Origin of the sequence: Streptomyces sp. NPDC093111, from assembly GCF_040683955.1 — a bacterium.
Classification (GTDB): Bacteria; Actinomycetota; Actinomycetes; order Streptomycetales; family Streptomycetaceae; genus Streptomyces.
The window spans coordinates 20,649-46,263 of the sequence record NZ_JBFBNW010000018.1; the positions used below are offsets into that span (position 1 = coordinate 20,649).

Consider the following 25,615-nt stretch of genomic DNA (forward strand, 5'->3'; position numbering starts at 1 on the left):
CGCGGTGCCCCGGAGGTTTCGTACGAACGGGCGCAAAAGAACCCGGTAACAAAAGGGTACGAAACTACTTCAGGCCGGGGTACAGCGGGTGCTTGTCGGCGAGCGCCGTCACCCGGGCCTTCAGCGCCTCGGCGTCGAAGCCGGGCTTCAGCGTCTCGGCGATGACGTCGGCGACCTCGGCGAAGTCCTCGGCCTGGAAGCCGCGGGTCGCGAGGGCCGGCGTGCCGATGCGCAGGCCGGAGGTGACCATCGGCGGGCGCGGGTCGTTCGGAACGGCGTTCCGGTTGACCGTGATGCCGACCTCGTGGAGACGGTCCTCGGCCTGCTGGCCGTCGAGCTCCGAGTTGCGCAGGTCGACGAGGAGCAGGTGCACGTCGGTGCCGCCGGACAGGACGGAGACACCGTGCGCGGTGACGTCGTCCTGGACCAGGCGCTCGGCGATGATGCGGGCGCCGTCCAGGGTGCGCTGCTGGCGCTCCTTGAACTCCTCCGAGGCCGCGACCTTGAAGGAGACGGCCTTGGCCGCGATCACGTGCTCCAGCGGGCCGCCCTGGAAGCCGGGGAAGACCGAGGAGTTCAGCTTCTTGGCGAACTCCTTCTTCGCCAGGATGATGCCGCCGCGCGGGCCGCCGAGCGTCTTGTGCGTGGTCGAGGTGACCACGTCCGCGTACTCGACCGGGTTCGGGTGCAGACCCGCGGCGACGAGACCCGCGAAGTGGGCCATGTCGACCCACAGGTAGGCCTCGACCTCGTCGGCGATCCGGCGGAACTCGGCGAAGTCCAGCTGACGCGGGTAGGCGGACCAGCCCGCGATGATCACCTTGGGGCGGTGCTCCTTGGCGAGGCGCTCGACCTCGGCCATGTCGACCAGACCGGCCTCGTCGACGTGGTACGCGACCACGTTGAACTGCTTGCCGGAGAAGTTCAGGCGCATGCCGTGGGTCAGGTGACCGCCGTGCGCCAGGTCCAGGCCGAGGATCGTGTCGCCCGGCTGGGCGATCGCGAAGAGGGCGGCCTGGTTGGCGGAGGCACCGGAGTGGGGCTGCACGTTGGCGTACTCGGCGCCGAACAGGTCCTTGATCCGGTCGATGGCGATCTGCTCGGCCACGTCGACGTGCTCGCAGCCGCCGTAGTACCGGCGACCGGGGTAGCCCTCGGCGTACTTGTTGGTGAGGACCGAGCCCTGGGCCTCCATGACCGCGACCGGAGCGAAGTTCTCCGAGGCGATCATCTCGAGGGTGGACTGCTGGCGGCGGAGCTCGGCGGCGACGGCGGCGGCGACGTCCGGGTCCAGCTCGTGGAGAGGGGTGTTCAGAAGCGACATGAATCGATCCCTGGGGGTCTCGGTTTAGCCGGCGGTGAAGGCGGTGTACTCGTCGGCGGTGAGCAGGTCGTCCGGCTCGCCCGCGAGGCGCACCTTGAACAGCCAGCCGCCCTCGAACGGAGCGGAGTTCACGAGCGCCGGGTCGTCGACGACGTCCTGGTTGGCCTCGACGACCTCGCCGGTCACCGGGGCGTACAGGTCGCTGACGGACTTCGTGGACTCCAGCTCGCCGCAGGTCTCGCCCGCGGTCACGGTGTCGCCGACCTCGGGGAGCTGCACGTAGACGATGTCACCGAGCGCGTTGGCCGCGTGCTCCGTGATGCCGATCGTGGCGACGCCGTCCTCGACGGCCGACAGCCACTCGTGCTCCTTGCTGTAGCGCAGCTGCTGGGGGTTGCTCATGACCTGATTCTCCTGGATCGAGGGAGTACTGATGAACGTGGGTCTTGCGTGCTGAGACACGAAGTGAGACATCCGGGTGAGGGAAACGTCACTCCTCGGGGACCCGGGTGCGTCACCCGGGTCCCGTCATGTCACTTCTGGCGCTTGTAGAACGGCAGCGCCACGACCTCGTACGGCTCGTGCGCACCACGGATGTCGACGCCGACGCCCTCGGTGCCGGGCGCGGCGAACTCCGCGTCCACGTACGCCATGGCGATCGGCTTGCCCAGCGTCGGCGACGGGGCGCCGGAGGTGACCTCGCCGACGACCTGCCCGTTCGCGACGACGGCGAAGCCGGCGCGCGGGACCCGGCGGCCCTCGGCGATCAGGCCGACCAGCTTGCGCGGCGGGGCGGACTCGGCGCGCTCGGCGGCCTTCTCCAGCGCCTCGCGGCCGACGAAACGGCCCTCGTTGGTGGTCTTCTCGAACTTGACGACCCGGCCGAGGCCCGCGTCGAAGGGGGTCAGCGCGGTGGTCAGCTCGTGGCCGTACAGCGGCATGCCCGCCTCCAGGCGGAGCGTGTCGCGGCAGGACAGGCCGCAGGGGATCAGGCCGACGCCCGCGCCCGCCTCGGTCAGCGCCCGCCACACGCCCTCGGCGTGCTCGGGCTTCAGGAACAGCTCGAAGCCGTCCTCGCCCGTGTAGCCGGTGCGGGCGATCAGCGCGGGCACGCCGGCGACGGTGCCGGGCAGACCGGCGTAGTACTTCAGACCGTCCAGGTCGGCGTCGGTGAGGGACTTCAGGATGCCGGGGGACTCCGGGCCCTGGACGGCGAGCAGCGCGTAGGCCTCGCGGTCGTCGCGGACCTCGGCGTCGAAGCCCTCGGAGCGGGCCACCAGCGCGTCCAGGACGATCTGGGCGTTGGAGGCGTTGGCGACGACCATGTACTCGGGGGCCTCCGTCTCGCCGAGGCGGTAGACGATCAGGTCGTCGAGGATGCCGCCGTCCTCCTGGCAGATCATCGTGTAACGGGCGCGGCCGTTGCCCACCGTGGAGATGTTGCCGACGAGGGCGTGGTCCAGGAGCTCCACGGCCTGCGGGCCCGTGACGGTGATCTCGCCCATGTGGGAGAGGTCGAAGAGGCCCGCCTGGTTGCGGACGGCGTTGTGCTCGTCGCGCTCGCTGCCGTAACGCAGCGGCATGTCCCAGCCGGCGAAGTCGGTCATGGTCGCGCCGAGCGAACGATGCAGCGCATCGAGGGCGGTCAGGCGGGGGGCAGTGCTCATCGGGTGGCTCCCGGGTCCCAGGGCGTGCGGGGCACGACATGCATGACGGAGGACGGTGTCCTCCCCATCTGTCATGGAACCTGAGAGGTTCACCGAGGGCATCCTCGGCTTGCACCTTGGGTGGGACCGCGACAGGCGCGGCCCGCTTTTCAGATCTGCCTCATCCACGCGGTACGGGGCCTGAGAGATTCAAGGGAGGAACTTGCTCCTTCGGCGCCCGGGCGCACCCAGTGACTGCGGTGCGTGACCGGAACTCTCCCGCGCGGATTCGAGCGGCCGGTATGTGGTTGTGGACGCTCGTGCGAGCGTCTGCGCGCACATCATTGCACGGCGGTTCGGCCCGGCAAATCGCTTGCGTCTCATTACCCTTTCTTTACACTTCGTGGGCAAGGGTCTCCGCAGGGCCTACCAGGGGGAGCGACGCGATGCAGATGCCGCCGAGGATGCCGATGCGTCCAGGCCCGCGCGCCGGAGCGTACGCGGCGGGCGCGGGCATACCCGTACAGCGCGCCGGAGCCCGGGCCCGCGCCCGGACCCGCCGCGGCCGGCTGCTGCGCGACCTGCGCGACCGGGGCGGCCGGAGCCCCCGCGCCCTGGCCTTCGCCCCGGGCGACGTCGTGGTCGTCTCCGGACTCCCCGGCAGCGGCAAGTCGACCCTCATGGGCCGTACGGCCGAGGGCCGCGCCATCGACTCCCAGCACACCCGCGAGCGCTGGGAGGCCCGGCTGCCCCGCTTCCTGCCCTACGCCGTCTACCGCCCGCTCGCCCGCCTCGCGCACTACGCGGGGCTCCGCCGCGTCCTGCGCTCCGGCGCGAGCGTCGTCGTCCACGACTGCGGCACCCAGTCCTGGGTGCGCGGCTGGCTCGCCCGCGAGGCCCGGCGCCGCGGCACCGCCCTGCACCTGATCCTGCTCGACGTCGAGCCCTCCACCGCCCGTGAAGGACAGCTGGCCCGCGGCCGCGGCGTCTCGGGCTACGCCTTCGCCCGCCACCGCCGCGCCGTCGGCCGGCTGGTGGGCACCGCCGAGGCCGGCCGGCTGCCGCCCGGCTGCGCCTCGGTCACCCTGCTCGACCGGGACGCGGCCGACAGTCTGCGGAAGATCGAGTTCCGCGACGTGTCGTGAGGCACTCCACGGCCTTTCCGCACCTTTTTCGGTCACGGCGGCGCCGACGCGCCGTTAAGGTGCTGAACCGCACCATGTGCCGAGAGGGTGGGAGAAGACGAGACCGTGGACGTGACGTGGCCGGGCAATGAGCTCGAAGAAGTACTGGCCGCCTCGCTCGGCAACCCCTCGGCCGGCGGCCGACTGGTCGAGGTGCTCGGGCGCAGCCCCGTATGGGTCCCGCTGCCCAACGGCGGAAGCCCCGACAGCAGCGACCTCGACCTGCCCACCCTGGAGATAGACGGCTACGCCTACGTGCCCGTCTTCAGCTCCGAGCAGCAGTTCCTCGCCTGCGTCGGCGCCCACATGTCCTTCACCGTCGCCCCCGCCCGCGACTTCGCCCGCGGCCTGCCCCCGCAGCTCGGCATCGCCGTGAACCCCGGCGGCACCGTCGGCGTCCCGCTGCCGCCGCCCGCCGTCGCCGAACTCTGCCGGACCGGCCGCACCCCCCTCGACGGCCCCGCCAGCGGCGGACGCGTCCGCCTCTTCGAGCCCGACTGGCAGGACGACCCCGTCGACTTCCTCGCCGCCGCCTCCGCCGAGTTCGAGGCCACCGGCACCGTCGCCACCGCCCGCCGCGTCCTCGCCAGCGTCGAGGGCACCGAACCCGCCCTCTTCATCGGCGTCCAGCTGCTCAGCCCCGAAGCCGACCGCAACGGGCCGCTCGACGCCCTCGGCCGCGCCCTCGGCCGGGTCGAGGCCGCCTGGCCGGTCAACCTCATCCTGCTCGACGTGGCACAGGACCCGGTCGGCGACTGGATGCTGGCGAAGGTGCGCCCCTTCTACCAGCGCGCCGCCGTGTGAGCGCCCCCCTGTTTAAGCTGAACTGATTCAAGCCGATCCACACCGCGATACGGACGACGAGGGGCGGGACCCAAAGGTGAGCGCGTCAGGCACCGCTGCGACCGGAATGGTCGAGCACACGCTGCGCCAGGTGACACCCGGGCGCCCCGACGCCTACGAGCAGCTGCTGCACGCCCTCGCCACCGCCGACGTCTGGATGCTGCTCTGGCAGGGCTCGCCCGGCTCGCCCGACGCCCAGTACGGGAACATGGAGGTCGACGGCTTCGGCTACGCGCCGTGCGTCACCTCCGCCCAGGAGCTCGCCGCCTCCGGCTGGAACCGCGCCCACGAGCTCGCCTCCGGCCTGGAGATCGCCCGCGCCCTCTACCCCGACCGCTGGGGGATCTGGCTGAATCCGCACGCCCCCGGCGGCGGCGTCGGCATCCCCTGGGCCGATCTGCGCCGCATCGCCACCGGTCTGGACCGGATGCCCGCCGGACCCCTGCGCCTGAGCGAACCGGCCGTGGAGATCCCGCAGTTCTACGCCCTGCTCACGCAGAACGCCCACCGCACCCCCGCCGTGCGCTCGCTGCGCCGCGCCTGGGTGCAGCCCGCGCTGGGCTCCCCGTACCTCGCCATCGGTCTGGACCTCTACGACTCCTCGCCGGCCTCCGTCGAGGCGGTGCGCACGATGATGCGCCAGACCGTGACGGCCGTCCCCGAGGGGCTGCCCGTCTCCACGGTCGCGATGTCCGACGCGTACGACCCGGTCGCGATGTGGCTGCACGCCCACGCCCGGCCCTTCTACGACCGCGACGCGCACGCCGCCCCCGCGCCGGCCCCGCAGACCCCCGGCTACGGCTACCCGCCGGCCGCGCCCCGCCCGTACTGACCCGACCCGGACGGGTACGTCCGTTCCGTCACTTCCGTCACCCCAATTCACTCCTGCACGGCAGGAGTTGAGCGGGATGTCCGGTCTGGTCGAATAGCGGCCGAGTTGGTCCGCTCACACGATCACGACGTCCGGATAACGGAAGACACCGCACCGCATCACGTTTACGCAAACATTCCTCTTGGGGTCTGGCGGGTGATCGCGGACACATTGAAGACTCCCCGGAACACCAGGCGTTCGGCTCCCCCCGAGCCGGTGCCCAGCAGTTGTTCCACCGAGCCGCTACCCGCGGCGGGCAAGGGCCGGCGACCCGGCGGCCGAGAGGGGTCCTCACCACGATGACGGCACCACTGCACGAGACGAATGCGGCCGAGCAGGCCGCGGCCGTCGACGCCGTGCCCGACGCGCCGGCCCAGGCGATCGAGGGACGTTCCCCCTGGAAGATCGCCTGGACCCGGCTGAAGCGCGACAAACTCGCCCTCGCGGGCGCCTTCGTGGTCGTCTTCCTGATCCTGGTCGCTCTCTTCGCCCCGGTCATCGTCGGCCTCCTCGGTCACCCTCCGGACGAGTTCCACGAGGACCAGATCGACCCGCTCTTCGGCACGCCGATCGGCTCCTGGGGCGGTGTGAGCTCCGACTTCCTCTTCGGCGTCGAGCCGGTCAACGGCCGCGACGTCTTCAGCCGCATCGTCTACGGCGCCCGGATCTCGCTGCTCGTGGCCTTCGCCGCGGCGCTCTTCGCGGTCCTGCTCGGCACCGTCCTCGGCGTCGTCGCCGGCTACTTCGGCGGCTGGATCGACGCGGCCCTCAGCCGGGTCATGGACGTCATGCTCGCCTTCCCGCAGCTGCTGTTCACCATCGCCCTGGTCTCGGTGCTGCCGAACCAGCTCCTCGGCCTCGACGGTTCGGGCGTCCGCATCGTCGCCCTGGTCGTCGTGATCGGCTTCTTCGGCTGGCCCTACGTGGGCCGCATCGTCCGAGGCCAGACGCTCAGTCTGCGCAACCGGGAGTACGTCGAGGCCGCCCAGAGCCTGGGCGCCGGCCGGCTGTACATCCTGCGCCGGGAGCTGCTGCCCAACCTGATCGCCCCGATCATGGTCTATACCACCCTGATGATCCCCACCAACATCCTCACCGAAGCGGCGCTCAGCTTCCTCGGTGCGGGTGTGAAGCCTCCCACCGCTTCCTGGGGGCAGATGCTGTCGACGGCCATCACCACCTACGAGGCCGACCCGCTCTTCATGGTGATCCCCGGCCTCGCGATCTTCATCACCGTGCTGGCGTTCAACCTCTTCGGCGACGGCGTGCGCGACGCGCTCGACCCGAAGAGCTCCCGCTGACCGTACGCCGTTCACCGCAAGACCAGCCCCTGCCGCTGTCGACAGGAGGCACATCCCCCAACGGCGGACCACCGTGACAACGGCCGCCATTACTTCGGAGGTTGCTCGACCATGACTCTGAACAGCTCCCAGAGGCGCAGAATCGCCGCAGGCGCGCTGCTCGCCGCGGCCACGATGGTCGCGACCACCGCGTGCGGCGGCGGCAAGGGCGGCGACAGCGGCGCCAAGGGCGGCAAGGCGGGTGCGCCCGGCTTCAACGCCGCGGTGAACCAGGTCGCCAGCCCCTCCGACAAGAAGGGCGGCGAGCTGAAGTTCATCGGCTCGCAGGAGGCCGACTCGTGGGACCCGCAGCGCGGTTACTACGGCTTCGTGTGGGACTTCCAGCGCTACTACACGCGCCAGCTGGTCTCGTTCAAGTCGGAGCCGGGCGCCGCCTCCACGGAGCTGGTCCCGGACCTCGCCACCGACGCGGGCAAGGTCTCGGAGGACGGCCTCACCTACACGTTCACGCTGAAGGACGGCGTGAAGTGGGAGGACGGCAAGCCGATCACCTCCAAGGACGTCAAGTACGGCATCGAGCGCATCTGGGCCCAGGACGTCATCTCCGGCGGCCCGATCTACCTCCAGCAGGTCCTCGACCCCAAGAAGACCTACGCGGGCCCGTACAAGGACACCGCCGCGGACAAGCTGGGCCTCAAGGCGATCGAGACCCCGGACGACAAGACCATCGTCTTCAAGCTGCCGGTCGCCAACGGCGACTTCCTGCAGATGCTGGCGATGCCCGCCGCCTCCCCGGTCCGCCAGGACAAGGACACCAAGGCCAAGTACGGCCTGAACGTCTTCTCCTCCGGCCCCTACAAGTGGCAGTCGTACTCCCCGAACAAGTCCATGAAGCTCGTGCGCAACGAGAACTGGGACGCCAAGTCGGACAACATCCGCAAGGCCCTGCCGGACACCATCAGCGTCACGTTCACCACGAACGCCGACGACATGGACAACCGCCTGATCGAGGGCGAGTACGACCTCGACATCAACGCGACCGGTGTCGGCGCCGCCGCCCGCCAGAAGGTCCTCCAGCAGAACAAGGCGAACGCGGACAACCCGCAGACCGGCTTCATCCGCTACGCGGTCTTCCCGCAGACGGTCATCAACAACGTCGAGTGCCGCAAGGCCATCATCTACGCGGCCGACTCGAAGTCCCTCCAGACCGCCCGTGGCGGCCCGCAGGCCGGTGGCGACATCGCCTCCAACATGCTGCCGCCGGCGATCAAGGGTGCCGACCCGAAGTACGACCCGTACGGCAAGCTGGGCGGTGCCCCGGACCTCGCCAAGGCGAAGGACGCGCTGAAGAAGTGCGGTAAGCCGAACGGCTTCAAGACCACGATCGCGGTCCGCAACAACAAGAAGATCGAGATCGCGACCGCCGAGTCCCTCCAGCAGTCGCTGAAGGCCGTCGGCATCGACGCCCAGATCGACCAGTTCGACGGCGCCCAGACCTCCGGCATCATCGGTTCGCCGAAGGTGGTCAAGGAGAAGGGCTACGGCATCATCATCATGGGCTGGGGCGCCGACTTCCCGACCGGCCAGGGCTTCCTGCAGCCGCTCGTCGACGGCCGCTTCATCCTGCAGTCCGGCAACAACAACTTCTCCGAGCTGAACGACCCGGCCGTCAACGGCCTGTTCGACCAGGCGCTGAAGGAGACCGACCCGACCAAGGCCGGCGAGCTCTACAAGCAGATCAACACCAAGGTCTCCGAGGCCGCGGTCTACCTGCCCTTCACCCACGAGAAGAACATCATCTGGCGCGGTTCGCGCCTGACCAACGTCTACACGGCCGACGCCTACAACGGCCGCTACGACTACGCGTCGCTCGGCGTCGTCAAGTAAGTCGCCTCCAGCCGAGTCTGAAACCAACTCGCTCCAACGGCGCACCCGCCGCTAGGTCCGAAGGGCAGGTGAGGGCCGTGCGCGGCGGCCGGGGAACCCGATCGGGTTCCCCGGCCGCCGACCGGCCGACCGCATGCTTGCATACATAATCCGACGACTCTTCGCGGTCGTCATGATGCTGCTCGTCGTCACCCTGGTGACGCTCAGCATCTTCTTCCTCATCCCCAAGCTGACCGGCAGTGACCCTGCCGCGATGTTCGTCGGCAAGCAGGCGGATCCGGCTGCCATCGAGGGCGTCCGTCAGAAGCTGGGCCTCGGCGATCCGATCCTGGTGCAGTTCTGGCACTTCGTCTCCGGAATCTTCGTCGGCCGCGACTACGTGGGCGGCGGCGACTCGATCCACTGCGCGGCGCCCTGCTTCGGCTACTCGTTCAAGACCGAGCAGGACGTCTGGTCCATGCTGGTCGACGCCTTCCCGATCACCCTGTCCATGGTCATCGGCGCGGCCGTGCTGTGGCTGGTCCTCGGCGTCTCCACCGGTGTCCTCTCCGCGCTCAAGCGGGGCACGATCGTCGACCGCGCGGCGATGATCACCGCGCTCGCCGGCGTCTCGCTCCCCATCTTCTTCACGGCCATGCTGGCGATGCTCGTCTTCCGCACCCAGCTGGGCTGGCTCGACGCCACGTACGTGCCGTTCGGCGAATCGATCGGCGGCTGGTTCGGCGGTCTGATCCTCCCGTGGGTCACCCTCGCCTTCCTGTACGCGGCGATGTACGCGCGCCTCACCCGCGCCACCATGCTGGAGGTCCTCGGCGAGGACTACATCCGCACCGCGCGGGCCAAGGGCCTGCCGGAGCCGGTCGTGCTCGGCAAGCACGCCATGCGCTCCACCATGACGCCCATCCTGACCATCTTCGGCATGGACCTCGGCGCCCTCGTCGGCGGCGCGATCCTCACCGAGACCGCGTTCAACCTCCAGGGCCTCGGCTGGATGGCCATCAAGGGCGTGAGCGACCGCGACCTGCCGCTGATCATGGCCGTCACGCTCATCACCGCCGCCTGTGTCGTCCTCGCGAACCTCGTGGTGGACCTTCTGTACGCAGTGATCGACCCCCGAGTGAGGCTGGCATGACCGACAAGCTGGCACGGACCGGCGCCGCCGTCGGCGAGCCGGTCGCCACCGGGAACGCGCCCTCCGACGCGTTCCTCGACGTCCGCGACCTGAAGATCCACTTCCCGACCGACGACGGCCTGGTCAAGTCGGTCGACGGCCTCTCCTTCCAGCTGGAGAAGGGCAAGACCCTCGGCATCGTGGGCGAGTCCGGCTCCGGCAAGTCGGTCACCTCGCTCGGCATCATGGGCCTGCACACCGTCGGCCAGTACGGCCGGCAGAAGGCCCGCATCTCCGGCGAGATCTGGCTCAACGGCCGGGAGCTGCTCACCGCCGACGCGGACACCGTGCGCAAGATGCGCGGCCGCGAGATGGCGATGATCTTCCAGGACCCGCTGTCCGCGATGCACCCGTACTACACGGTCGGCGCCCAGATCGTGGAGGCCTACCGGGTCCACCACCCCGTCGACAAGAAGACCGCCCGCAAGCGGGCCGTCGAACTCCTCGACCGGGTGGGCATCCCCGAGCCGGCCAAGCGCTTCGAGAACTACCCGCACGAGTTCTCCGGCGGCATGCGCCAGCGCGCGATGATCGCGATGGCGCTGGTCAACAACCCCGAGCTGCTCATCGCGGACGAGCCGACCACCGCGCTCGACGTGACCGTCCAGGCGCAGATCCTCGACCTGATGCGGGACCTGCAGAAGGAGTTCGGCTCCGCGGTCGTCATCATCACCCACGATCTCGGCGTGGTCGCCGAGATCGCCGACGACATCCTCGTGATGTACGGCGGACGGTGCGTGGAGCGCGGCTCGGCCGAGGACGTCTTCTACGAGCCGAAGCACCCCTACACCTGGGGTCTGCTGGGCTCCATGCCGCGCATCGACCGGGACCAGACCGAGCGGCTCATCCCGGTCAAGGGCAACCCGCCGAGCCTCATCAACGTCCCCAGCGGCTGCGCCTTCAACCCGCGCTGCCCGTACGCGGACCTGCCCAAGGGCGGCATCACCCGGACCGTACGCCCCGAGCTGACGGAGACCGGTTCCCGACACTTCTCGGCCTGCCACATGTCGCAGGAGGAGCGGAACCGGATCTGGACCGAAGAGATTGCGCCGAAGCTGTGAGCGAGACGACGGAACCCCTGCTGAAGGTCACCGGCCTGCAGAAGCACTTCCCCATCAAGAAGGGGCTGCTGCAGCGGCAGACCGGCGCCGTGAAGGCGGTCGACGGCATCGACTTCGAGGTCTACCCCGGGGAGACCCTCGGCGTGGTCGGCGAGTCGGGCTGCGGCAAGTCGACGATGGGCCGCCTGATCACCCGCCTCCTGGAACCGACCGGCGGGAAGATCGAGTTCGAGGGCACGGACATCTCGCACCTCGGGGTCGCGAAGATGCGTCCGCTGCGCCGCGACGTCCAGATGATCTTCCAGGACCCGTACGGTTCCCTGAACCCGCGCCACACGGTCGGCGCGATCGTCTCGGCCCCCTTCAAGCTCCAGGGCGTCGAGCCCGAGGGCGGTGTGAAGAAGGAGGTCCAGCGCCTCCTCGGCCTGGTCGGTCTCAACCCCGAGCACTACAACCGCTACCCGCACGAGTTCTCGGGCGGCCAGCGCCAGCGCATCGGCATCGCCCGCGCGCTCGCGCTCAAGCCCAAGCTGGTGGTCGCGGACGAGCCCGTCTCCGCCCTGGACGTCTCCATCCAGGCGCAGGTGGTCAACCTCCTGGACGACCTCCAGCAGGAGCTCGGCCTCACCTACGTGATCATCGCGCACGACCTGTCGGTCATCCGGCACGTGTCGGACCGCATCGCGGTCATGTACCTGGGCAAGGTCGTCGAACTCGCCGACCGCAAGTCCCTGTACGAGTCCCCGATGCACCCGTACACCCGCGCGCTGATGTCCGCGGTCCCGATCCCGGACCCGCGCCGCCGGGGCCAGAAGACCGACCGCATCCTGCTGACCGGTGACGTCCCGTCGCCGATCGCCCCGCCGCCGGGCTGCCGTTTCCACACCCGCTGCTGGAAGGCGACAGAGGTGTGCAAGATCCAGGAGCCCCCGCTCCTGGAACTGCGCCCGGGCCAGCGGGTGGCCTGCCACCACCCGGAGAACGCCGAGGGAGTGACGGTCCCCGCAGCCCGCGAGTCGGTCGAGGTGACAATCACGAAGAAGCCGGAGCCGGCCGAACCGAAGCCGTCCGAGCCGGAGCCGTCGACCGAGGAACCGGACACGACGGACCGTCCGACCCCGGAGTCCTGAGCACGCCGCGAGGCCCCCACCGCCCCCCGGGCGGCGGGGGCCTCGCTCGCGTCCGGGCGGCGGGGGCCTCACTCGCGTCCGTGTGTGCGCCCCCGGGAAGAACCGGCACAATTGGGCGGTGCTCCACGATCTGTTCAATCCCTCCGTCCAGCACGCCCTGGACCTCATCGGCATTTTCGTCTTCGCGATCTCCGGCGCCCTCCTGGCCGTACGCAAGAACTTCGACGTCTTCGGCATCGCGGTCCTCGCGGAGGCGACGGCGCTGGGCGGCGGCATCGTCCGCGACCTGATCATCGGCGCGGTGCCCCCGGCGGCCTTCACGGACCTCGGCTACTTCCTGATGCCGCTGGTCGCGGCCGTCCTGGTCTTCTTCCTCCACCCCGAGGTGGAGCGCACCCAGACCGCGGTCAACGTCTTCGACGCGGCGGGCCTCGGACTCTTCTGCGTGACGGGCACCACCAAGGCGTACGACTACGGCCTCGGCCTGACCTCCTCCGCGGCGCTCGGCCTGGCGACGGCCGTCGGCGGCGGTGTGCTGCGCGACGTGCTGGCCAACGAGGTGCCGTCGCTGCTGCGCTGGGACCGCGACCTGTACGCGGTGCCGGCGATCGTGGGCGCCACGATGGTGGTGCTGTGCATCCGTTTCGACGTGCTGAACGTGTACACGAGCAGCGCGGCGGTGCTCGTGGCCTTCCTGCTCCGCCTGCTGGCGATGCACTACCACTGGCGGGCGCCGCGCGCCTGGAACCGCCGCTCCTCCGCCCGCGAGGACGCCGAAAAAGCTACCGCTCAGTAGCTAAATACTGTACGGTCGCCGCCATGAGCACGAGCAGCATCGAGGCGACGAGCGAGTTCGACCGCGACACCGCCGTCACCCTCCGCGCCCCGGGCGTCTACGACGCCGACCTCTCCGCGGGCTGGACGATCATCCAGGCGGTCAACGGCGGCTACCTCCTCGCCCTCCTCGGCCGCGCCCTCGGCGACCACCTGCCGCACCCGGACCCGTTCACGATCTCGGCGCACTACCTGACGCCGTCCGTGCCGGGCCCGGCGGTCATCCGCACGGAGACGGTCCGCACCGGCCGCACCCTCTCCACCGGCCAGGCCTCCCTCTTCCAGTACGCGGAGGACGGCACCGAGGTCGAGCGCATCCGCGTCCTCGCTTCGTACGGCGACCTCGACGCGCTCCCGGACGAGGTCCGCACCACGGCGACCGCACCCACCATGGCACCCATCGACCAGTGCTTCGGCGCCTCCGACGGCCCGACCCCCCAGATCCCCGGCTCGTCGGCGATCACGGAACGCCTGGACATCCGCCTGGACCCGGCGTGCGTGGGCTGGGCGATCGGCGCCCCGTCCGGCAAGGGCGAGATGCGCGCCTGGTTCGGCCTGGCCGACGCCCGCGACCCCGACCCGCTCTCCCTCCTCCTCACGGTCGACGCACTGCCCCCGACCTCGTTCGAGCTGGGCCTGAAGGGCTGGACCCCCACGGTGGAGCTCACCACCCACGTCCGCTGCCGCCCGGCCCCCGGCCCGCTGCGCGTCTCCATCACCACCCGCAACCTGGCGGGCGGCTTCCTGGAGGAGGACGCGGAGGTCTGGGACTCGGCCGACCGCCTGGTGGCCCAGTCCCGCCAGCTGGCGAGGGCGCCGCGAGCCTGAGCCCGCGAGGGCCCGACGACGACGGCGGGAGCCTGAGACCGCGAGGGTCCGACGACGACGGCGGGAGGGGGCCGGGGCCGGAGCGGGGGTGGTGGTGTCCGGACGTGGCGGCGCCCGTAACGAGCGCAGCGAAGTGAAGGTCGCAGTCCGGACACCACCACCCCCGCGGAGGTCCCGGCCCCCGTGAACCCACGGGGTGAAGGCCGTGACGCGATCCGCACGCCACAAACAGGCCACACGACGACCCCCCACACCCGGCCTCGTAGAATCAACCCACCATGGCTTACCTCGACCACGCGGCGACCACGCCCATGCTCCCCGAGGCGATCGAGGCGATGACCGCCCAGCTCGCCGTCACGGGCAACGCCTCCTCGCTGCACGCCGCGGGCCGGCGCGCCCGGCGGACCGTCGAGGAGGCCCGCGAGACGCTCGCGAGCGCGCTCGGCGCCCGCCCCAGCGAGGTCGTCCTCACCTCCGGCGGCACGGAGGCCGACAACCTCGCCGTCAAGGGCCTCTACTGGGCCCGCCGCGCCGCCGACCCGCGCCGCACCCGCGTCCTGTCGAGCCCGGTCGAGCACCACGCCGTGCTGGACGCGGTCGACTGGCTGGCCACCCACGAGGGCGCCACGGTCGAGTACCTCCCGGTGGACTCGTACGGCCGCGTCCACCCCGAGGCCCTGCGCGAGGCCATCGCCCGCGACCCGGGCTCGGTGGCGCTGGCCACCGTGATGTGGGCGAACAACGAGATCGGCACGATCATGCCGGTCCGAGAACTGTCGGACGTGGCAGCCGAGTTCGACGTACCCCTGCACGCCGACGCGGTCCAGGCCTTCGGTCAGGTCCCGGTCGACTTCGCCGCGTCCGGCCTCGCCGCGATGACGGTCTCGGGCCACAAGATCGGCGGCCCGTACGGCATCGGCGCCCTGCTCCTGGGCCGCGAGTACACCCCGGTCCCGGTCCTGCACGGCGGCGGCCAGGAACGCCACGTCCGCTCGGGCACCCTGGACGTACCGGCCGTCGCGGCCTTCGCCGTGGCGGGCCGCCTCGCGGCGGAGGGCCGTGAGGAGTTCGCCCGCACGGTGGGCGCCCTGCGCGACGAGCTGGTCACGGCCGTCCGTACGGCGGTCCCGGACGCGCTGCTGGGCGGCGACCCGGACGACCGCCTCCCGGCCAACGCGCACTTCACGTTCCCGGGCTGCGAGGGCGACTCCCTCCTCCTCCTCCTGGACGCGGCCGGCATCGAGTGCTCGACGGGCTCGGCCTGCACCGCGGGCATCGCGCAGCCGAGCCATGTGCTGCTGGCGACGGGCACGGACCCGGACCTGGCCCGCGGCACCCTGCGCTTCACGCTGGGCCACACGTCCACGAAGGAGGACGTGGCGGCGGTGGCGGAGGCGATCGGCCCGGCGGTGGACCGCGCCCGCACGGCGGGCCTCAGCTGACCGGCGGGCTTCAGCCGCCCATCGGGCTGCGACCGACCGACGGGGCCTTCAGCCGCCCGGCGAGGGCGTAGCCCGGTCCAGCCGCGCCCGCTCCTTCCGCACGAGCCCCATGTACCGCTCCCAGTCCCAGTGCGGCCCGGGGTCGGTGTGGTCGGTCCCGGGCACTTCCACGTGCCCGATGACGTGCTTCCGGTCGACGGGTATCCCGTACCGCCTGCATATGTCGGCGGTCAGCCGCGCCGACGCCGCGTACATGGCCGGCGTGAAGTCCTCGGGCCGGTCCACGAAGCCCTCGTGCTCGATGCCGACGCTGCGCTCGTTCATGTCCCGGTTGCCCGCGTGGTAGGCGACGTCGAGCTCGCGGACCATCTGCGCGATGTGCCCGTCCTTGCGCACCACGTAGTGCGCGGCGGCGGCGTGCGCGGGGTCCTTGAAGACCCTCACCGCCGAGGCGTAGCTGCCCTGGACGACGTGGATCACGACCCGGTCGACGGTGTAGTCGTCCGGCCGGTCGGCCCGCCGCCAGTTGTAGTCGGAGGCCGCGGTCCACTCGGCGCCCTTGTGGTCGAGCTCGCCCTCGGTCCGCCGCCGCTCGGTCCCCGGCAGCCGCCACCACAGCCGGGCCAGCTCGTCCCGGGCGAGCACGGCGCTGCCGGCGAGGGCGACCCCGCCTCCGATCAGGAACCCCCGCCGAGAAACCCCGCCCTTGGAGCCCTTCACACCTTTCCCGCTCTTCCCGCTCTTGCCGCTCTTGCCGTTCTTCGTGCCACTGTTCCGATTCCCCTGCTTCCCCATATGACCGAGAACGCTTACTCCGGCGACCACGGTTCCCCGGCCCCGTACCCTGGTAGGGCTATGACTCAGACCCCGCAGCAGCGCCCCCTCCGTGTCCTCGCCGCCATGTCCGGCGGTGTCGACTCCGCCGTCGCCGCGGCCCGCGCCGTAGAGGCGGGCCACGACGTCACCGGCGTGCACCTCGCCCTCTCCGCGAACCCGCAGTCCTTCCGCACCGGAGCGCGGGGCTGTTGCACCATCGAGGACTCGCGCGACGCCCGCCGGGCGGCGGACGTCATCGGCATCCCGTTCTACGTGTGGGACCTGGCCGAGCGCTTCCGCGAGGACGTCGTGGACGACTTCGTTGCGGAGTACGAGGCGGGCCGCACGCCCAACCCGTGCCTGCGCTGCAACGAGAAGATCAAGTTCGCGGCGCTCCTCGACAAGGCCCTCGCGCTCGGCTTCGACGCCGTGTGCACCGGCCACTACGCCACGGTGCTGGTGCGCGAGGACGGCACGCGCGAGCTGCACCGGGCCTCGGACATGGCCAAGGACCAGTCGTACGTGCTGGGCGTCCTCGACGAGAAGCAGCTGGCGCACGCCATGTTCCCGCTCGGCGACACGCTGACCACGAAGGACGAGATCCGGGCGGAGGCGGAGCGGCGCGGCCTCGCGGTCGCGAAGAAGCCCGACAGCCACGACATCTGCTTCATCGCGGACGGCGACACCCAGGGCTTCCTCGCGGCCCGCCTGGGCAAGGCGGAGGGCGACATCGTCGACGAGTCGGGCGCCACGATCGGCACCCACGAGGGCGCGTACGGCTTCACCATCGGCCAGCGCAAGGGCCTGCGCATCGGGCACCCCGCGGCGGACGGCAAGCCCCGCTACGTCCTCGACATCTCGCCGGTGAACAACACGGTCACCGTCGGCCCCGCCGAGTCCCTGAACGTCACGGGCCTCACCGCGATCAAGCCCCGCTGGTGCGGCACGCCCCCCGAGGGCCCCGGCCGCTACACGGCCCAGCTCCGGGCGCACGGCGGCGAGACGCCGGTCGACGCGGCGATGCGGGACGGCGAGCTGGTCGTCACCTTCGACGAGCCGGTCAAGGGCGTGGCGCCGGGCCAGGCGATCGTCCTGTACGACGACACCCGCGTGGTGGGCTCGGCGACGATCGCGACGACGGTACGGGCGACCCGCCAGCCGGCCTGACGGCCCGCCCTCTCACCCGGCGAAGCCGGTGAACCCGGCGGTCTCGTCCAGGAACTCCCCGAGGAACTCCTCCAGCACCGGCGCGAGCACGTGCGGCGCCACCTCGTGCGTCTGCCCCGTGAGCGTGCGGTGCCGTCCGCGGGGCACGGCCGCGGCGACCGTGCGGGCCGCCCGTCGCGTCCCGGCGGGGCTGGAGCCGCCGTCGAGCACGAGGACGCGGGCCAGGACCCGGCCGAGCCCGTCGGCGGCCTCCGCGGCGTACGGCGGCTCGTACACCGACACCGCCCCGACCGGCACCCCGGCCGCGGCGGCGGCGAGCGCCAGCCCCCCGCCGGAGGCCGTGCCGTGCACGGCCGCGGCCCCGCCGACGGCGTCCACGAGCAGCGCGAGGTCGCCGATCTCGCGCTCGACCGGCCCCGCGCCGTCCCGCCGCTCGTAGACGACGACCGGGAAACGCCGGGCGAGCAGCCCGGCCAGCACCCGCTCGCCGCCGCCCACCAGGATCACCGGGGGCCCGCCGCCGTCCCCGTACCGCTCGTAGGGGATCCGCGTCCCGTCCTGCGCCGTGACCAGGCCCGGAGTCCGGCCCGCCGTGAAGTACACCTCGTCCATGGAAGCTCAGACCGGGGCGGCGCCCGGAACTCATCGCTCGGCGGCGGAACTTCCCGAAAAAACCTCGGCACCGGCGCGAACGCCTACCGTGGAGCCATGAACATCTGCGTCTTCCTCTCCGCCGCCGACCTCGACGAGCGCTACACGACCCCCGCCCGCGAATTCGCCACCCGCCTCGGAAAGGCCGGTCACACCCTGGTCTGGGGCGGCTCGGACACGGGCCTGATGAAGGTCGTCGCGGACGGTGTCGAGGAGGCGGGCGGGCGGCTGGTCGGCGTCTCGGTCGACTTCCTCGCCGCGAAGGCCCGCCCGCGCGCGGACGAGATGGTCGTCACGAAGGACCTCGCCGAGCGCAAGGCGCTGCTGCTCGCCAAGTCGGACGCGATCGTCGTCATGGTCGGCGGCACCGGCACCCTCGACGAGGCCACCGAGATCCTGGAGCTGAAGAAGCACGGCAAGCACGCCAAGCCGGTCGTCCTGCTCAACACGGCGGGCTTCTACGACGGCCTCAAGGCCCAGTTCCGCCGCATGGACGAGGAGGGCTTCCTTCCGCTCCCGCTCGCCGACCTCGTCTTCTTCGCGGAGGACGGGGCGGCCGCGCTGGCCTATCTGGAGGAGGCCATCGGCTGAGCGGCCGGACTCACCGTCTGCTCCCGCAATCCCCGCACGGACACTCTTGTGCGGGGCCGAGGGGTCCTGGTAAGGCGCGGAGCACCCGGTCTCCCTGTCTCGCTTCACGATCGCATACGGCCGCGCGAACTGCGTTAGCCTCTCGGGGGCGTGGGGCGGAACACAGAGAAACTCGGGGGAGCCGTGTCCTATTCGGAGCGTTGGCAGGAACTGTTCGGGGAGACCGGCGAAGGCCCGGCGATGCGCCTCGCCTCCACCGCTCCGGAACCCGGCACCGGCGGCGCCGCCGACCTCAAGCACAGCGGCGGCCCCTGGACCAGCGCCTCCGGCACCGCCGCCGAACTGCGAACCAGCACGGAGACCAGCCGCTCGGCGCTCGGCCCCGGCCACGAAGGCGTCGACACCGGGGTCGCCGGCCTCGCTTCCGTCGCGGCGCTCAAGAGCGTCCTGACGTCCTGGGAGGAGCGCCTCCAGGCGGTACGGGACGAATGCGAGCAGCTCAAGGGGCCGCTGCTGACGGTCGCCAAGGAGATGGGCGAGACCGAGACCGCGATCGAGAAGTCCTTCAAGGGCGTCGACGGCGGGCCCGAGGCGGGTGAGCGGCGATGACCGGCACCCTCACCTGGCGGCAGCTGCGCGACCTCAGGACCACCGAGCTCACGGAGGCCGGCGACACCTGGCACGCCGTCTCGAACCGCTCGGACTCCGACCGCGTCCGGGTCGACCGCGCGATGTCCGCGAAGCTCCGCGAGACGCAGAAGAGCGAGTCGGCGGACGCCGCCCTCGGCCGCCTCCAGCGCCTCAGCCGCAACTTCCAGTACCTGCACACCGAGTGCGGGCTCGTCCGCACGGCGCTCAACGGACTCGCGAGCGACCTCGCCGAGCCGCAGAACCGTCTGAAGCAGGCCCTCGCGGACGCCGCCGCCCTGAACTTCACCGTCCACGAGGACGGGTCCGTGAGCTACCCGGCCACCGAGGTGCAGGACCTGACCGGGGCGAAGAAGCAGGCCCCGGGCAGCAGCGTCCAGGGCAGCTCCCGCCTGCCCCTGGAACCGCCCGGCCTCGGCACCGGCGGGAAGTCGCCGCTGTACCCCGGCTACCAGGGCTTCCAGCCGCTCAACCCGAACGCGGCCAAGGCGCAGGACGTGGCCGACCGCATCGCCCGGGCCGTGCGGTCCGCGCAGGAGATCGACGCCCGCTACGCCAAGACGCTGGGCGCCCTCAAGGCGGAGAAGGGCCTCGACGTCACCGAGGCCACCCTGAAGGACGTCGCCCGCGACACCGCCGACGTACGCTCCACCGCCGGCATGCACCTCGGTACGGCCGTCCCCCAGGACAAGAGCCCCGCCGAACGCAAGCAGTGGTGGGACGGCCTCACCGACGAACAGCGCCAGGAGTACCTGGAGGTCGCGCCGGACCTGATCGGCGACCTGGACGGCATCCCGGCCACCGCCCGCGACGAGGCCAACCGCACGTACCTGCCGGTCCTCATGGACGAGCTGGCCCGGCGGGGCGGGGACGACGCGGGGACGAAGCTGGACGCGCTGCGGGTGCTCCAGGACAAGCTGAAGGAGCCGACGCGTCCGCCGCTCTTCCTCCTGGGCATCGGTGACGAGGGCAACGGGCGCGCGATCGTCTCGTACGGCAACCCGGACACCGCGCGGAACGTCTCGGCGTACGTACCGGGCCTCGGGACCAAGCTCGACGACGACTTCGTCAAGGACACGATGAAGCGGGCCCAGGACACGGCGATCGGCGCGCGGCGCATCGACCCGTCCAGCGCCTCGATCGTCTGGCTCGGCTACGACGCCCCGCAGGGCGTGGACGTCATGTCCAAGGGCGACGCCCAACGGGGAGCCCCCGCGTACAACCAGTTCATGGCGGGGCTCTCGGCGACGAACGAGAACGCGGACCCGCACGTGACGGCGATCGGGCACTCCTACGGCTCGCTCACCGTCGGCACCGCCGCCAAGCAGTCCGGCGGGATCCCGGGCGTGGACGACGTCATCCTGCTCGGCAGCCCCGGCGTGGACGCGCAGAAGGCGACGGAGCTGGGCGTGGGCAAGGGCCATGTCTTCGTCGGCGCGGCGGACAACGACCCGGTCACCCATCTGCCGTCGAAGGACGAGGCGGTGGTCGGCCTGCTGACGGGAGGCCCGACAGGCGTCCTGGTCGCCCGCGACCTCCTCGACTGGGGCAACGACGACGTGTACTTCGGCAAGGACCCGGCGAGCGAGGCTTTCGGGGCGCAGCGGTTCAAGGTCGACGACGGTCCGAGAATGGTCCTGGAACTGGGTGGTTTCGACGCCCACTCCCAGTACTTCACTCCCGAGAAGGACCAGGTGTCGGCAGACAACATCGCCACGATCGTGGCGGGACACCCCGAGGACATCGTGAAGGAGCAGCCCCGATGAAGCGAATGACGCGGACCGGCCGCATGGCTTGTGCCCTCGTCGCGGCAAGCGCGCTGCTCGCGGGATGCGGGCTCGCGGACGACAAGAAAGACGGAGGAGCCGTGGTGGCGGGCATGAACATGCAGGGGGCGGCGGAGCGTGCCGACGCGATGTTCTACGCGACGGTCGGGGCGATCAAGCCCGAGATCGAATGGGTCCATGACACGACGACGACCGGCAGCTGCGACCTCACGCGCTACTGGACCGTGATGACCGTCATCTCCGAGCAGCGGCGGGGCGGTTTCCTGGGTGTGGTCGAGCGGACCTGGAAGGCGAGCGACTACCGGATCAAGACGGTCAAGCCGAGCAAGGACCGACCGGCGATCTACGCCACCTCCCCGGACGGCTTCGGGATCAGCGTGCTCTTCGGGCACGACGGGCAGGCGTTCTTCGAGGTGACCACCCCCTGCGTCGGCGAGTCGAAGGTGGCCGCTCCCACCAAGGTGGCGCACGGCCGCACGTACGAAGGTGACATCCCCACCCCCAACGTCCGCTCCGACTTCTGGTCCGCCCCCACACCCCTGCCCTGACCCCCGGGAGCTGAGACCATGGGCCCCATGGCAACTCATGTGATTACCGGAGCGGGTTCCGGCATCGGTGCCGCCGTCGCGCGGCGGCTGCACGCGCGCGGGGACGAGCTCGTGCTGCACGCGCGGGACGCGGGGCGGGCGAAGGAGCTGGCGGCCGAGTTCCCCGGGGCGCGGACGCTCGTCGGGGACCTGGCGGACCCGGACCGGCTGTCCTGGGCGTTCTCGCACCAGAGCATGCCCGAGCGCGTCGACACCCTCCTGCACATCGCGGGCGTCGTCGACCTCGGGCCGGTCGGCGAGCTCACCCCCAAGGCCTGGCACCACCAGCTGAACGTCAACCTGGTCGCCCCCGCCGAGCTGACCCGCCACCTCCTGCCCCAGCTGCGGGTCACCAAGGGCCATGTCGTGTTCGTGAACTCGGGCGCCGGCCTCAACGCGCACGCGGGCTGGAGCGCGTACGCCGCCTCCAAGCACGGCCTCAAGGCGCTCGCCGACTCCCTGCGCCACGAGGAGCACGGCAACGGCGTCCGGGTCACCTCCGTGTACCCGGGCCGCACGGCCAGCCCCATGCAGGCGAAGGTGCACCAGCAGGAGGGCAAGGAGTACGACGCGGAGAAGTGGATCGACCCCGAGTCGGTGGCGACGACCATCGTGATGGCGATGGACCTGCCGCGCGACGCCGAGGTCAACGACCTGTCGGTCCGCCCGGGTCGCTGAGCCGATGACGGGGGGCGGGACGACGGGCGGCGACCCGGCCACCGGGGATGGGACGGCGACGCACAACGCAGCCGCCGGCCCCGAAGCGGCGACGCGCAACGCCGTCACCGGCGGGGCGCACGGCACCGTCGTGCAGGCCGGGCACATCGAGCAGCTGGTCGTGCGGCAGGGGCCGCCGCCGGCCGACGAGGTCACCGTCGCCCCGCCGTGGGGACGCCGGGGCACTCCGCTCCGGGGCCGGGACGACCTGCTCGCCCGGCTTCGGACGGCCGACGGCACGCACGTGCTGTACGGGCTCGGGGGCGTCGGCAAGACCAGTCTCGCCCTGGAGGTCGCGAACGCCTTCGCGGCCGGGGGCGCGCCGGTGTGGTGGGTCGCCGCCCAGGACTCGGGCCGGCTCGCGGGCGGTCTGCGCGCGGTCGCCCGCCGGGTGGGCCTGACCGAGGCCGAACTGGCGGCCGGTCAGACCGCCGACCTGCTGTGGGAGCGTTTCGCGGGGCTCTCCGGGCCCTGGCTGCTCGTCGTCGACAACGCGGACGAGCTCGCCCTGCTCGACGGGCCCGGGGCCCTCGCCGCCGGTACGGGATGGGTGCGCACCCCGGCGGGCGCGGGCGGGCTGGTGCTCGTCACCACCCGGGACGGCGACCCGGCGGCCTGGGGCGCCGGGCCCGTCCTGCACCCGCTGGGCGCCCTGTCGGGGGCGGAGGGCGCCCGGGTCCTCGCCGACCGGGCGCCCGCCGAGGCCGGGCCCGCGACGGACGCCGCACTGCTCTCCGTACGGCTCGGGGGGCTCCCGCTCGCCCTGGACAGCGCCGGGCGCTACCTCACCTCCGTCGGCGAGCGGCCCGCGTTCCTCCGTACCCCCGGCGAACCCGCCACGTACGGGGCCTATCTCGCTGCCCTGGGAGCCGGGGACGTCCCCCTGGACGCCGACGGCACCCTCGCCCGCATCTGGGCCATGTCCCTGCGGCTGCTCCGGGACCGGGGCCACCATCATGCCGAGGACCTGCTCCGCCTCCTCGCCGGTTTCGCCGACGCGCCCGTACCGCTGCGAGTGTTCGACCCGGAGCGGATCACCGTCCCGCCGGGCGAGCTGTGGACCTGTCTGCGGGCCCTGGACCGGCTGGGGCTCGCGTCCCTGCGGACGGACGGGGAGCCGGTGGTGACGCTCCACCCGCTGGTGAGGGACGCGCACCGGGGCGAGCGGGAGCGGCTGTCGCAGGAGCTGGCGGTGCGGATCGAGGACCCGAAGGCGCTGGGCCCGCTGTGGCCCCTGCTCGTTCCGCACCTGCTCCACGACCTGGGGCCGGGCGTGGGCGGGACCGGCTGGACGGGCGCCGTCCTCGCGGTGCGGTCGCTGAGCGTGCGGGGCCTGGTCCTGGCCGCCGCCGAGCGGGGGGCGGCCGTGCACGAGGGCGCGGGGCGCCACCTTCCGGCGGGCCACCGCACCGTTCTGGCGGCCGGCTGCGAGTACGGCGACGCCCTGCTGGCCTGCGGGCGGGAGCACGAGGCCCTGGACATGCTGGACAGGCTCATCGAGGAGGCGGCCTCGGCGCCCCGGTCCGATCCGCTGCTCGTGCTGCGGGCCCGTAACCAGAGGGGCGTGGCCCTTCAGCAGTGCGGCGATCTCGAAGGCGCCCGGGTCGAGTTCGCCGCCGTGATCGACGGCGAGTCCCACCTCCTGGGGGAGGACGACCAGCAGACCCTGGCGGCCCGCGCCAACCTGGCCATGATCCTCGCGCAGCTGCACCGGACCGAGGAGGCCCTGGCGGAGATGGACATCGTGCTGGCCGCGGAGACCCGCCTGCTCGGGCCCGAGGACCGGGACACCCTCACGACACGGATGAACCGGGCGTGGGTGCTGCGGGAGCTCGGTGACGCGGAGACGGCCCGCGGGGAGGCGGAGGCCGTCGTCGAGGCCCGGTGCCGGCGCTTCGGCTCCGACCATCCGGACACCCTCGCCGCCCGCTTCAACCGCGCCACCATGCTCGAACCCGCCGCCGCCCACGCCGAGCTCACCGCCGTCCTCGAAGCCCGCGTCCGCGTCCTGGGCGCCGACCACCCGGTCACGGCCGCCACCCGCGCGGTCCTGGCCCGCCTGCCACGTACGCTTCCCGGGTGAGCGAGAAGAGCGACAAGAGCGCATTCCCCTGGGCCGCCGCCACCGGTGTCGGATCCATGCCCGGCGGTGACGCCCGTGAGGCCGCCAAGACCGTCACCGGGTCCTTCGAGGACTTCCCGTTCCTGGCGGAGCTGCCCGCCCGGGGGCCCGGCGCGGACATGATCGGGCGGACGGCGGGGATGCTCGTCGAGCTGTACGCGCACGTGGAGCCGAGCGGCTGGCGGATCAGCGACCGGCCGGGGCGCGACACCCGGCGGGCCAGGTCCTGGCTGGGGGAGGACCTCGACGCCCTGGAGGAGTTCACCCAGGGGTACGAGGGGCCGCTCAAGGTGCAGGCGGTGGGGCCGTGGACGCTCGCGGCGGCGCTGGAACTGCGGGGCGGCGAGGCGATGCTCGGGGACCCGGGGGCCGTCCGGGACCTGGCGGGCTCGCTCGCCGAGGGGCTGCGCGGGCACCTGGCCGAGGTGCGCAGGCGGATCCCGGGCGCGCGGCCGGTGCTCCAGTTCGACGAGCCGTCGCTGACGTCGGTGCTGCTGGGCCAGGTCCGTACCGCCAGCGGCTACCGCACCTACCGGGCCGTCGACCGGCAGGTCGTGGAGGGCACGCTGCGCGAGGTGATGGCGGTGCACGACGGTCCGGTGGTCGTGCACTCCTGTGCTCCGGGCGTGCCGTTCGGGCTGCTGCGGCGGGCCGGGGCGGCCGGTGTCTCGTTCGATTTCGGGCTGCTCACCGAGCGTGACGAGGAGCCGATCGGTGAGGCGGTGGAGGACGGGACCGTGCTCTTCGCCGGTGTGGTGCCGTCGACGGACCCGGCCTCGGGGGCATTGTCGGACCCGGGCGGTAGCGTCATGGGTGTCAGGACGTTGTGGCGCAGGCTGGGGCTGAATCCGGGGACTCTCGCGGAGTCCGTGGTGGTCACCCCGACCTGCGGTCTCGCGGGCGCCTCGCCGGAGTACGCGCGCAAGGCGCTCGCCCACTGCGCCCGGGCGGCGAGATCGCTCGCGGACAACCCTGAGTGACCGGGGTGGCCGGGGCGACCGGGTTTC

At 71.8% G+C, this 25,615-nt stretch carries 24 protein-coding genes and 1 riboswitch; of the genes, 19 read left to right on the plus strand and 5 right to left on the minus strand.

Features of this window, described 5'->3' with window-relative positions; all coding sequences use genetic code 11:
• Window positions 1–64 precede the first annotated feature (64 nt).
• The 3 genes from glyA to gcvT all read right to left on the minus strand — a co-directional run bounded on the left by glyA (window position 65) and on the right by gcvT (window position 2,991).
• Window positions 65–1,324, minus strand: a complete 1,260-nt coding sequence (gene glyA, locus AB0Q96_RS28905; RefSeq protein WP_365330505.1) for a serine hydroxymethyltransferase — start codon at window positions 1,322–1,324, stop codon at window positions 65–67.
• 24 nt (window positions 1,325–1,348) lie between these two features.
• The gene (gene gcvH, locus AB0Q96_RS28910; RefSeq protein WP_365330507.1) at window positions 1,349–1,726 is read right to left on the minus strand and encodes a glycine cleavage system protein GcvH; all 378 of its coding nucleotides are present in this window, start codon (window positions 1,724–1,726) and stop codon (window positions 1,349–1,351) included.
• A gap of 131 nt (window positions 1,727–1,857) precedes the next feature.
• Window positions 1,858–2,991: a glycine cleavage system aminomethyltransferase GcvT gene (gene gcvT / locus AB0Q96_RS28915; protein ID WP_365330509.1), complete on the minus strand. Its 1,134-nt coding sequence runs from the start codon at window positions 2,989–2,991 to the stop codon at window positions 1,858–1,860.
• Between the two features lie 159 nt (window positions 2,992–3,150).
• Window positions 3,151–3,262, minus strand: a riboswitch (glycine riboswitch).
• Between the two features lie 172 nt (window positions 3,263–3,434).
• On the opposite strand from gcvT, the gene AB0Q96_RS28920 reads away from it, so the two are divergent.
• The 11 genes from AB0Q96_RS28920 (at window position 3,435) to AB0Q96_RS28970 (ending at window position 15,522) form a co-directional block, all read left to right on the plus strand.
• Complete coding sequence (locus AB0Q96_RS28920; protein WP_365330690.1) at window positions 3,435–4,115, plus strand: AAA family ATPase; 681 nt, start codon at window positions 3,435–3,437, stop codon at window positions 4,113–4,115.
• A 105-nt stretch (window positions 4,116–4,220) separates the two neighbouring features.
• On the plus strand, window positions 4,221–4,958 hold the full coding sequence (locus AB0Q96_RS28925) for an enhanced serine sensitivity protein SseB (protein ID WP_365330511.1): 738 nt from the start codon (window positions 4,221–4,223) through the stop codon (window positions 4,956–4,958).
• 76 nt (window positions 4,959–5,034) lie between these two features.
• On the plus strand, window positions 5,035–5,829 hold the full coding sequence (locus AB0Q96_RS28930) for an enhanced serine sensitivity protein SseB C-terminal domain-containing protein (protein ID WP_365330513.1): 795 nt from the start codon (window positions 5,035–5,037) through the stop codon (window positions 5,827–5,829).
• A 338-nt stretch (window positions 5,830–6,167) separates the two neighbouring features.
• Entirely contained in the window at window positions 6,168–7,169 is a 1,002-nt protein-coding gene (locus tag AB0Q96_RS28935) for an ABC transporter permease (protein WP_365330515.1), read from the plus strand.
• A 111-nt stretch (window positions 7,170–7,280) separates the two neighbouring features.
• Window positions 7,281–9,056, plus strand: coding sequence for an ABC transporter substrate-binding protein (locus AB0Q96_RS28940; RefSeq protein ID WP_365330517.1), 1,776 nt, complete (start codon window positions 7,281–7,283; stop codon window positions 9,054–9,056).
• A gap of 133 nt (window positions 9,057–9,189) precedes the next feature.
• Window positions 9,190–10,188: an ABC transporter permease gene (locus tag AB0Q96_RS28945; protein WP_365330519.1), complete on the plus strand. Its 999-nt coding sequence runs from the start codon at window positions 9,190–9,192 to the stop codon at window positions 10,186–10,188.
• The gene (locus AB0Q96_RS28950; RefSeq protein WP_365330521.1) at window positions 10,185–11,288 is read left to right on the plus strand and encodes an ABC transporter ATP-binding protein; all 1,104 of its coding nucleotides are present in this window, start codon (window positions 10,185–10,187) and stop codon (window positions 11,286–11,288) included. The genes AB0Q96_RS28945 and AB0Q96_RS28950 overlap by 4 nt, the downstream gene beginning before the upstream one ends.
• Window positions 11,285–12,418 carry a dipeptide ABC transporter ATP-binding protein gene (locus AB0Q96_RS28955; RefSeq protein ID WP_365330523.1) on the plus strand — a complete coding sequence of 378 codons (1,134 nt, stop codon included), beginning with the start codon at window positions 11,285–11,287 and terminating at the stop codon, window positions 12,416–12,418. The genes AB0Q96_RS28950 and AB0Q96_RS28955 overlap by 4 nt, the downstream gene beginning before the upstream one ends.
• A gap of 118 nt (window positions 12,419–12,536) precedes the next feature.
• The gene (locus AB0Q96_RS28960) at window positions 12,537–13,214 is read left to right on the plus strand and encodes a trimeric intracellular cation channel family protein (RefSeq protein ID WP_365330525.1); all 678 of its coding nucleotides are present in this window, start codon (window positions 12,537–12,539) and stop codon (window positions 13,212–13,214) included.
• A gap of 23 nt (window positions 13,215–13,237) precedes the next feature.
• A complete protein-coding gene (locus AB0Q96_RS28965) occupies window positions 13,238–14,080 on the plus strand; it encodes a thioesterase family protein (RefSeq protein WP_365330527.1) in 843 nt (280 codons plus the stop codon).
• 278 nt (window positions 14,081–14,358) lie between these two features.
• Window positions 14,359–15,522, plus strand: coding sequence for a cysteine desulfurase family protein (locus AB0Q96_RS28970; RefSeq protein WP_365330529.1), 1,164 nt, complete (start codon window positions 14,359–14,361; stop codon window positions 15,520–15,522).
• Between the two features lie 48 nt (window positions 15,523–15,570).
• Here AB0Q96_RS28970 and AB0Q96_RS28975 read toward each other — a convergent pair whose 3' ends face one another.
• Window positions 15,571–16,317 carry an N-acetylmuramoyl-L-alanine amidase gene (locus tag AB0Q96_RS28975; protein WP_365330531.1) on the minus strand — a complete coding sequence of 249 codons (747 nt, stop codon included), beginning with the start codon at window positions 16,315–16,317 and terminating at the stop codon, window positions 15,571–15,573.
• Window positions 16,318–16,377: 60 nt separating this feature from the next.
• Between AB0Q96_RS28975 and mnmA the strand changes: the two genes are divergently transcribed.
• Entirely contained in the window at window positions 16,378–17,505 is a 1,128-nt protein-coding gene (gene mnmA / locus AB0Q96_RS28980) for a tRNA 2-thiouridine(34) synthase MnmA (RefSeq protein WP_365330533.1), read from the plus strand.
• 12 nt (window positions 17,506–17,517) lie between these two features.
• Here the strand turns inward: mnmA and AB0Q96_RS28985 are convergent, their stop codons facing one another.
• Entirely contained in the window at window positions 17,518–18,117 is a 600-nt protein-coding gene (locus AB0Q96_RS28985; protein WP_365330534.1) for an alpha/beta hydrolase, read from the minus strand.
• A 96-nt stretch (window positions 18,118–18,213) separates the two neighbouring features.
• Between AB0Q96_RS28985 and AB0Q96_RS28990 the strand changes: the two genes are divergently transcribed.
• The 7 genes from AB0Q96_RS28990 (at window position 18,214) to AB0Q96_RS29020 (ending at window position 25,588) form a co-directional block, all read left to right on the plus strand.
• Window positions 18,214–18,747 carry a TIGR00730 family Rossman fold protein gene (locus AB0Q96_RS28990; RefSeq protein WP_365330536.1) on the plus strand — a complete coding sequence of 178 codons (534 nt, stop codon included), beginning with the start codon at window positions 18,214–18,216 and terminating at the stop codon, window positions 18,745–18,747.
• 183 nt (window positions 18,748–18,930) lie between these two features.
• Window positions 18,931–19,356: a hypothetical protein gene (locus tag AB0Q96_RS28995; RefSeq protein WP_365330538.1), complete on the plus strand. Its 426-nt coding sequence runs from the start codon at window positions 18,931–18,933 to the stop codon at window positions 19,354–19,356.
• Window positions 19,353–21,161, plus strand: a complete 1,809-nt coding sequence (locus tag AB0Q96_RS29000; RefSeq protein WP_365330540.1) for an alpha/beta hydrolase — start codon at window positions 19,353–19,355, stop codon at window positions 21,159–21,161. Before AB0Q96_RS28995 ends, AB0Q96_RS29000 begins: the two co-directional genes overlap by 4 nt.
• A complete protein-coding gene (locus AB0Q96_RS29005; RefSeq protein WP_365330541.1) occupies window positions 21,158–21,730 on the plus strand; it encodes a hypothetical protein in 573 nt (190 codons plus the stop codon). The genes AB0Q96_RS29000 and AB0Q96_RS29005 overlap by 4 nt, the downstream gene beginning before the upstream one ends.
• An 18-nt stretch (window positions 21,731–21,748) precedes the next feature.
• The gene (locus AB0Q96_RS29010) at window positions 21,749–22,447 is read left to right on the plus strand and encodes an SDR family oxidoreductase (protein ID WP_365330543.1); all 699 of its coding nucleotides are present in this window, start codon (window positions 21,749–21,751) and stop codon (window positions 22,445–22,447) included.
• A 4-nt stretch (window positions 22,448–22,451) separates the two neighbouring features.
• Window positions 22,452–24,569: a tetratricopeptide repeat protein gene (locus tag AB0Q96_RS29015; protein WP_365330545.1), complete on the plus strand. Its 2,118-nt coding sequence runs from the start codon at window positions 22,452–22,454 to the stop codon at window positions 24,567–24,569.
• Entirely contained in the window at window positions 24,566–25,588 is a 1,023-nt protein-coding gene (locus AB0Q96_RS29020) for a methionine synthase (protein WP_365330547.1), read from the plus strand. The genes AB0Q96_RS29015 and AB0Q96_RS29020 overlap by 4 nt, the downstream gene beginning before the upstream one ends.
• Window positions 25,589–25,615: the final 27 nt, after the last annotated feature.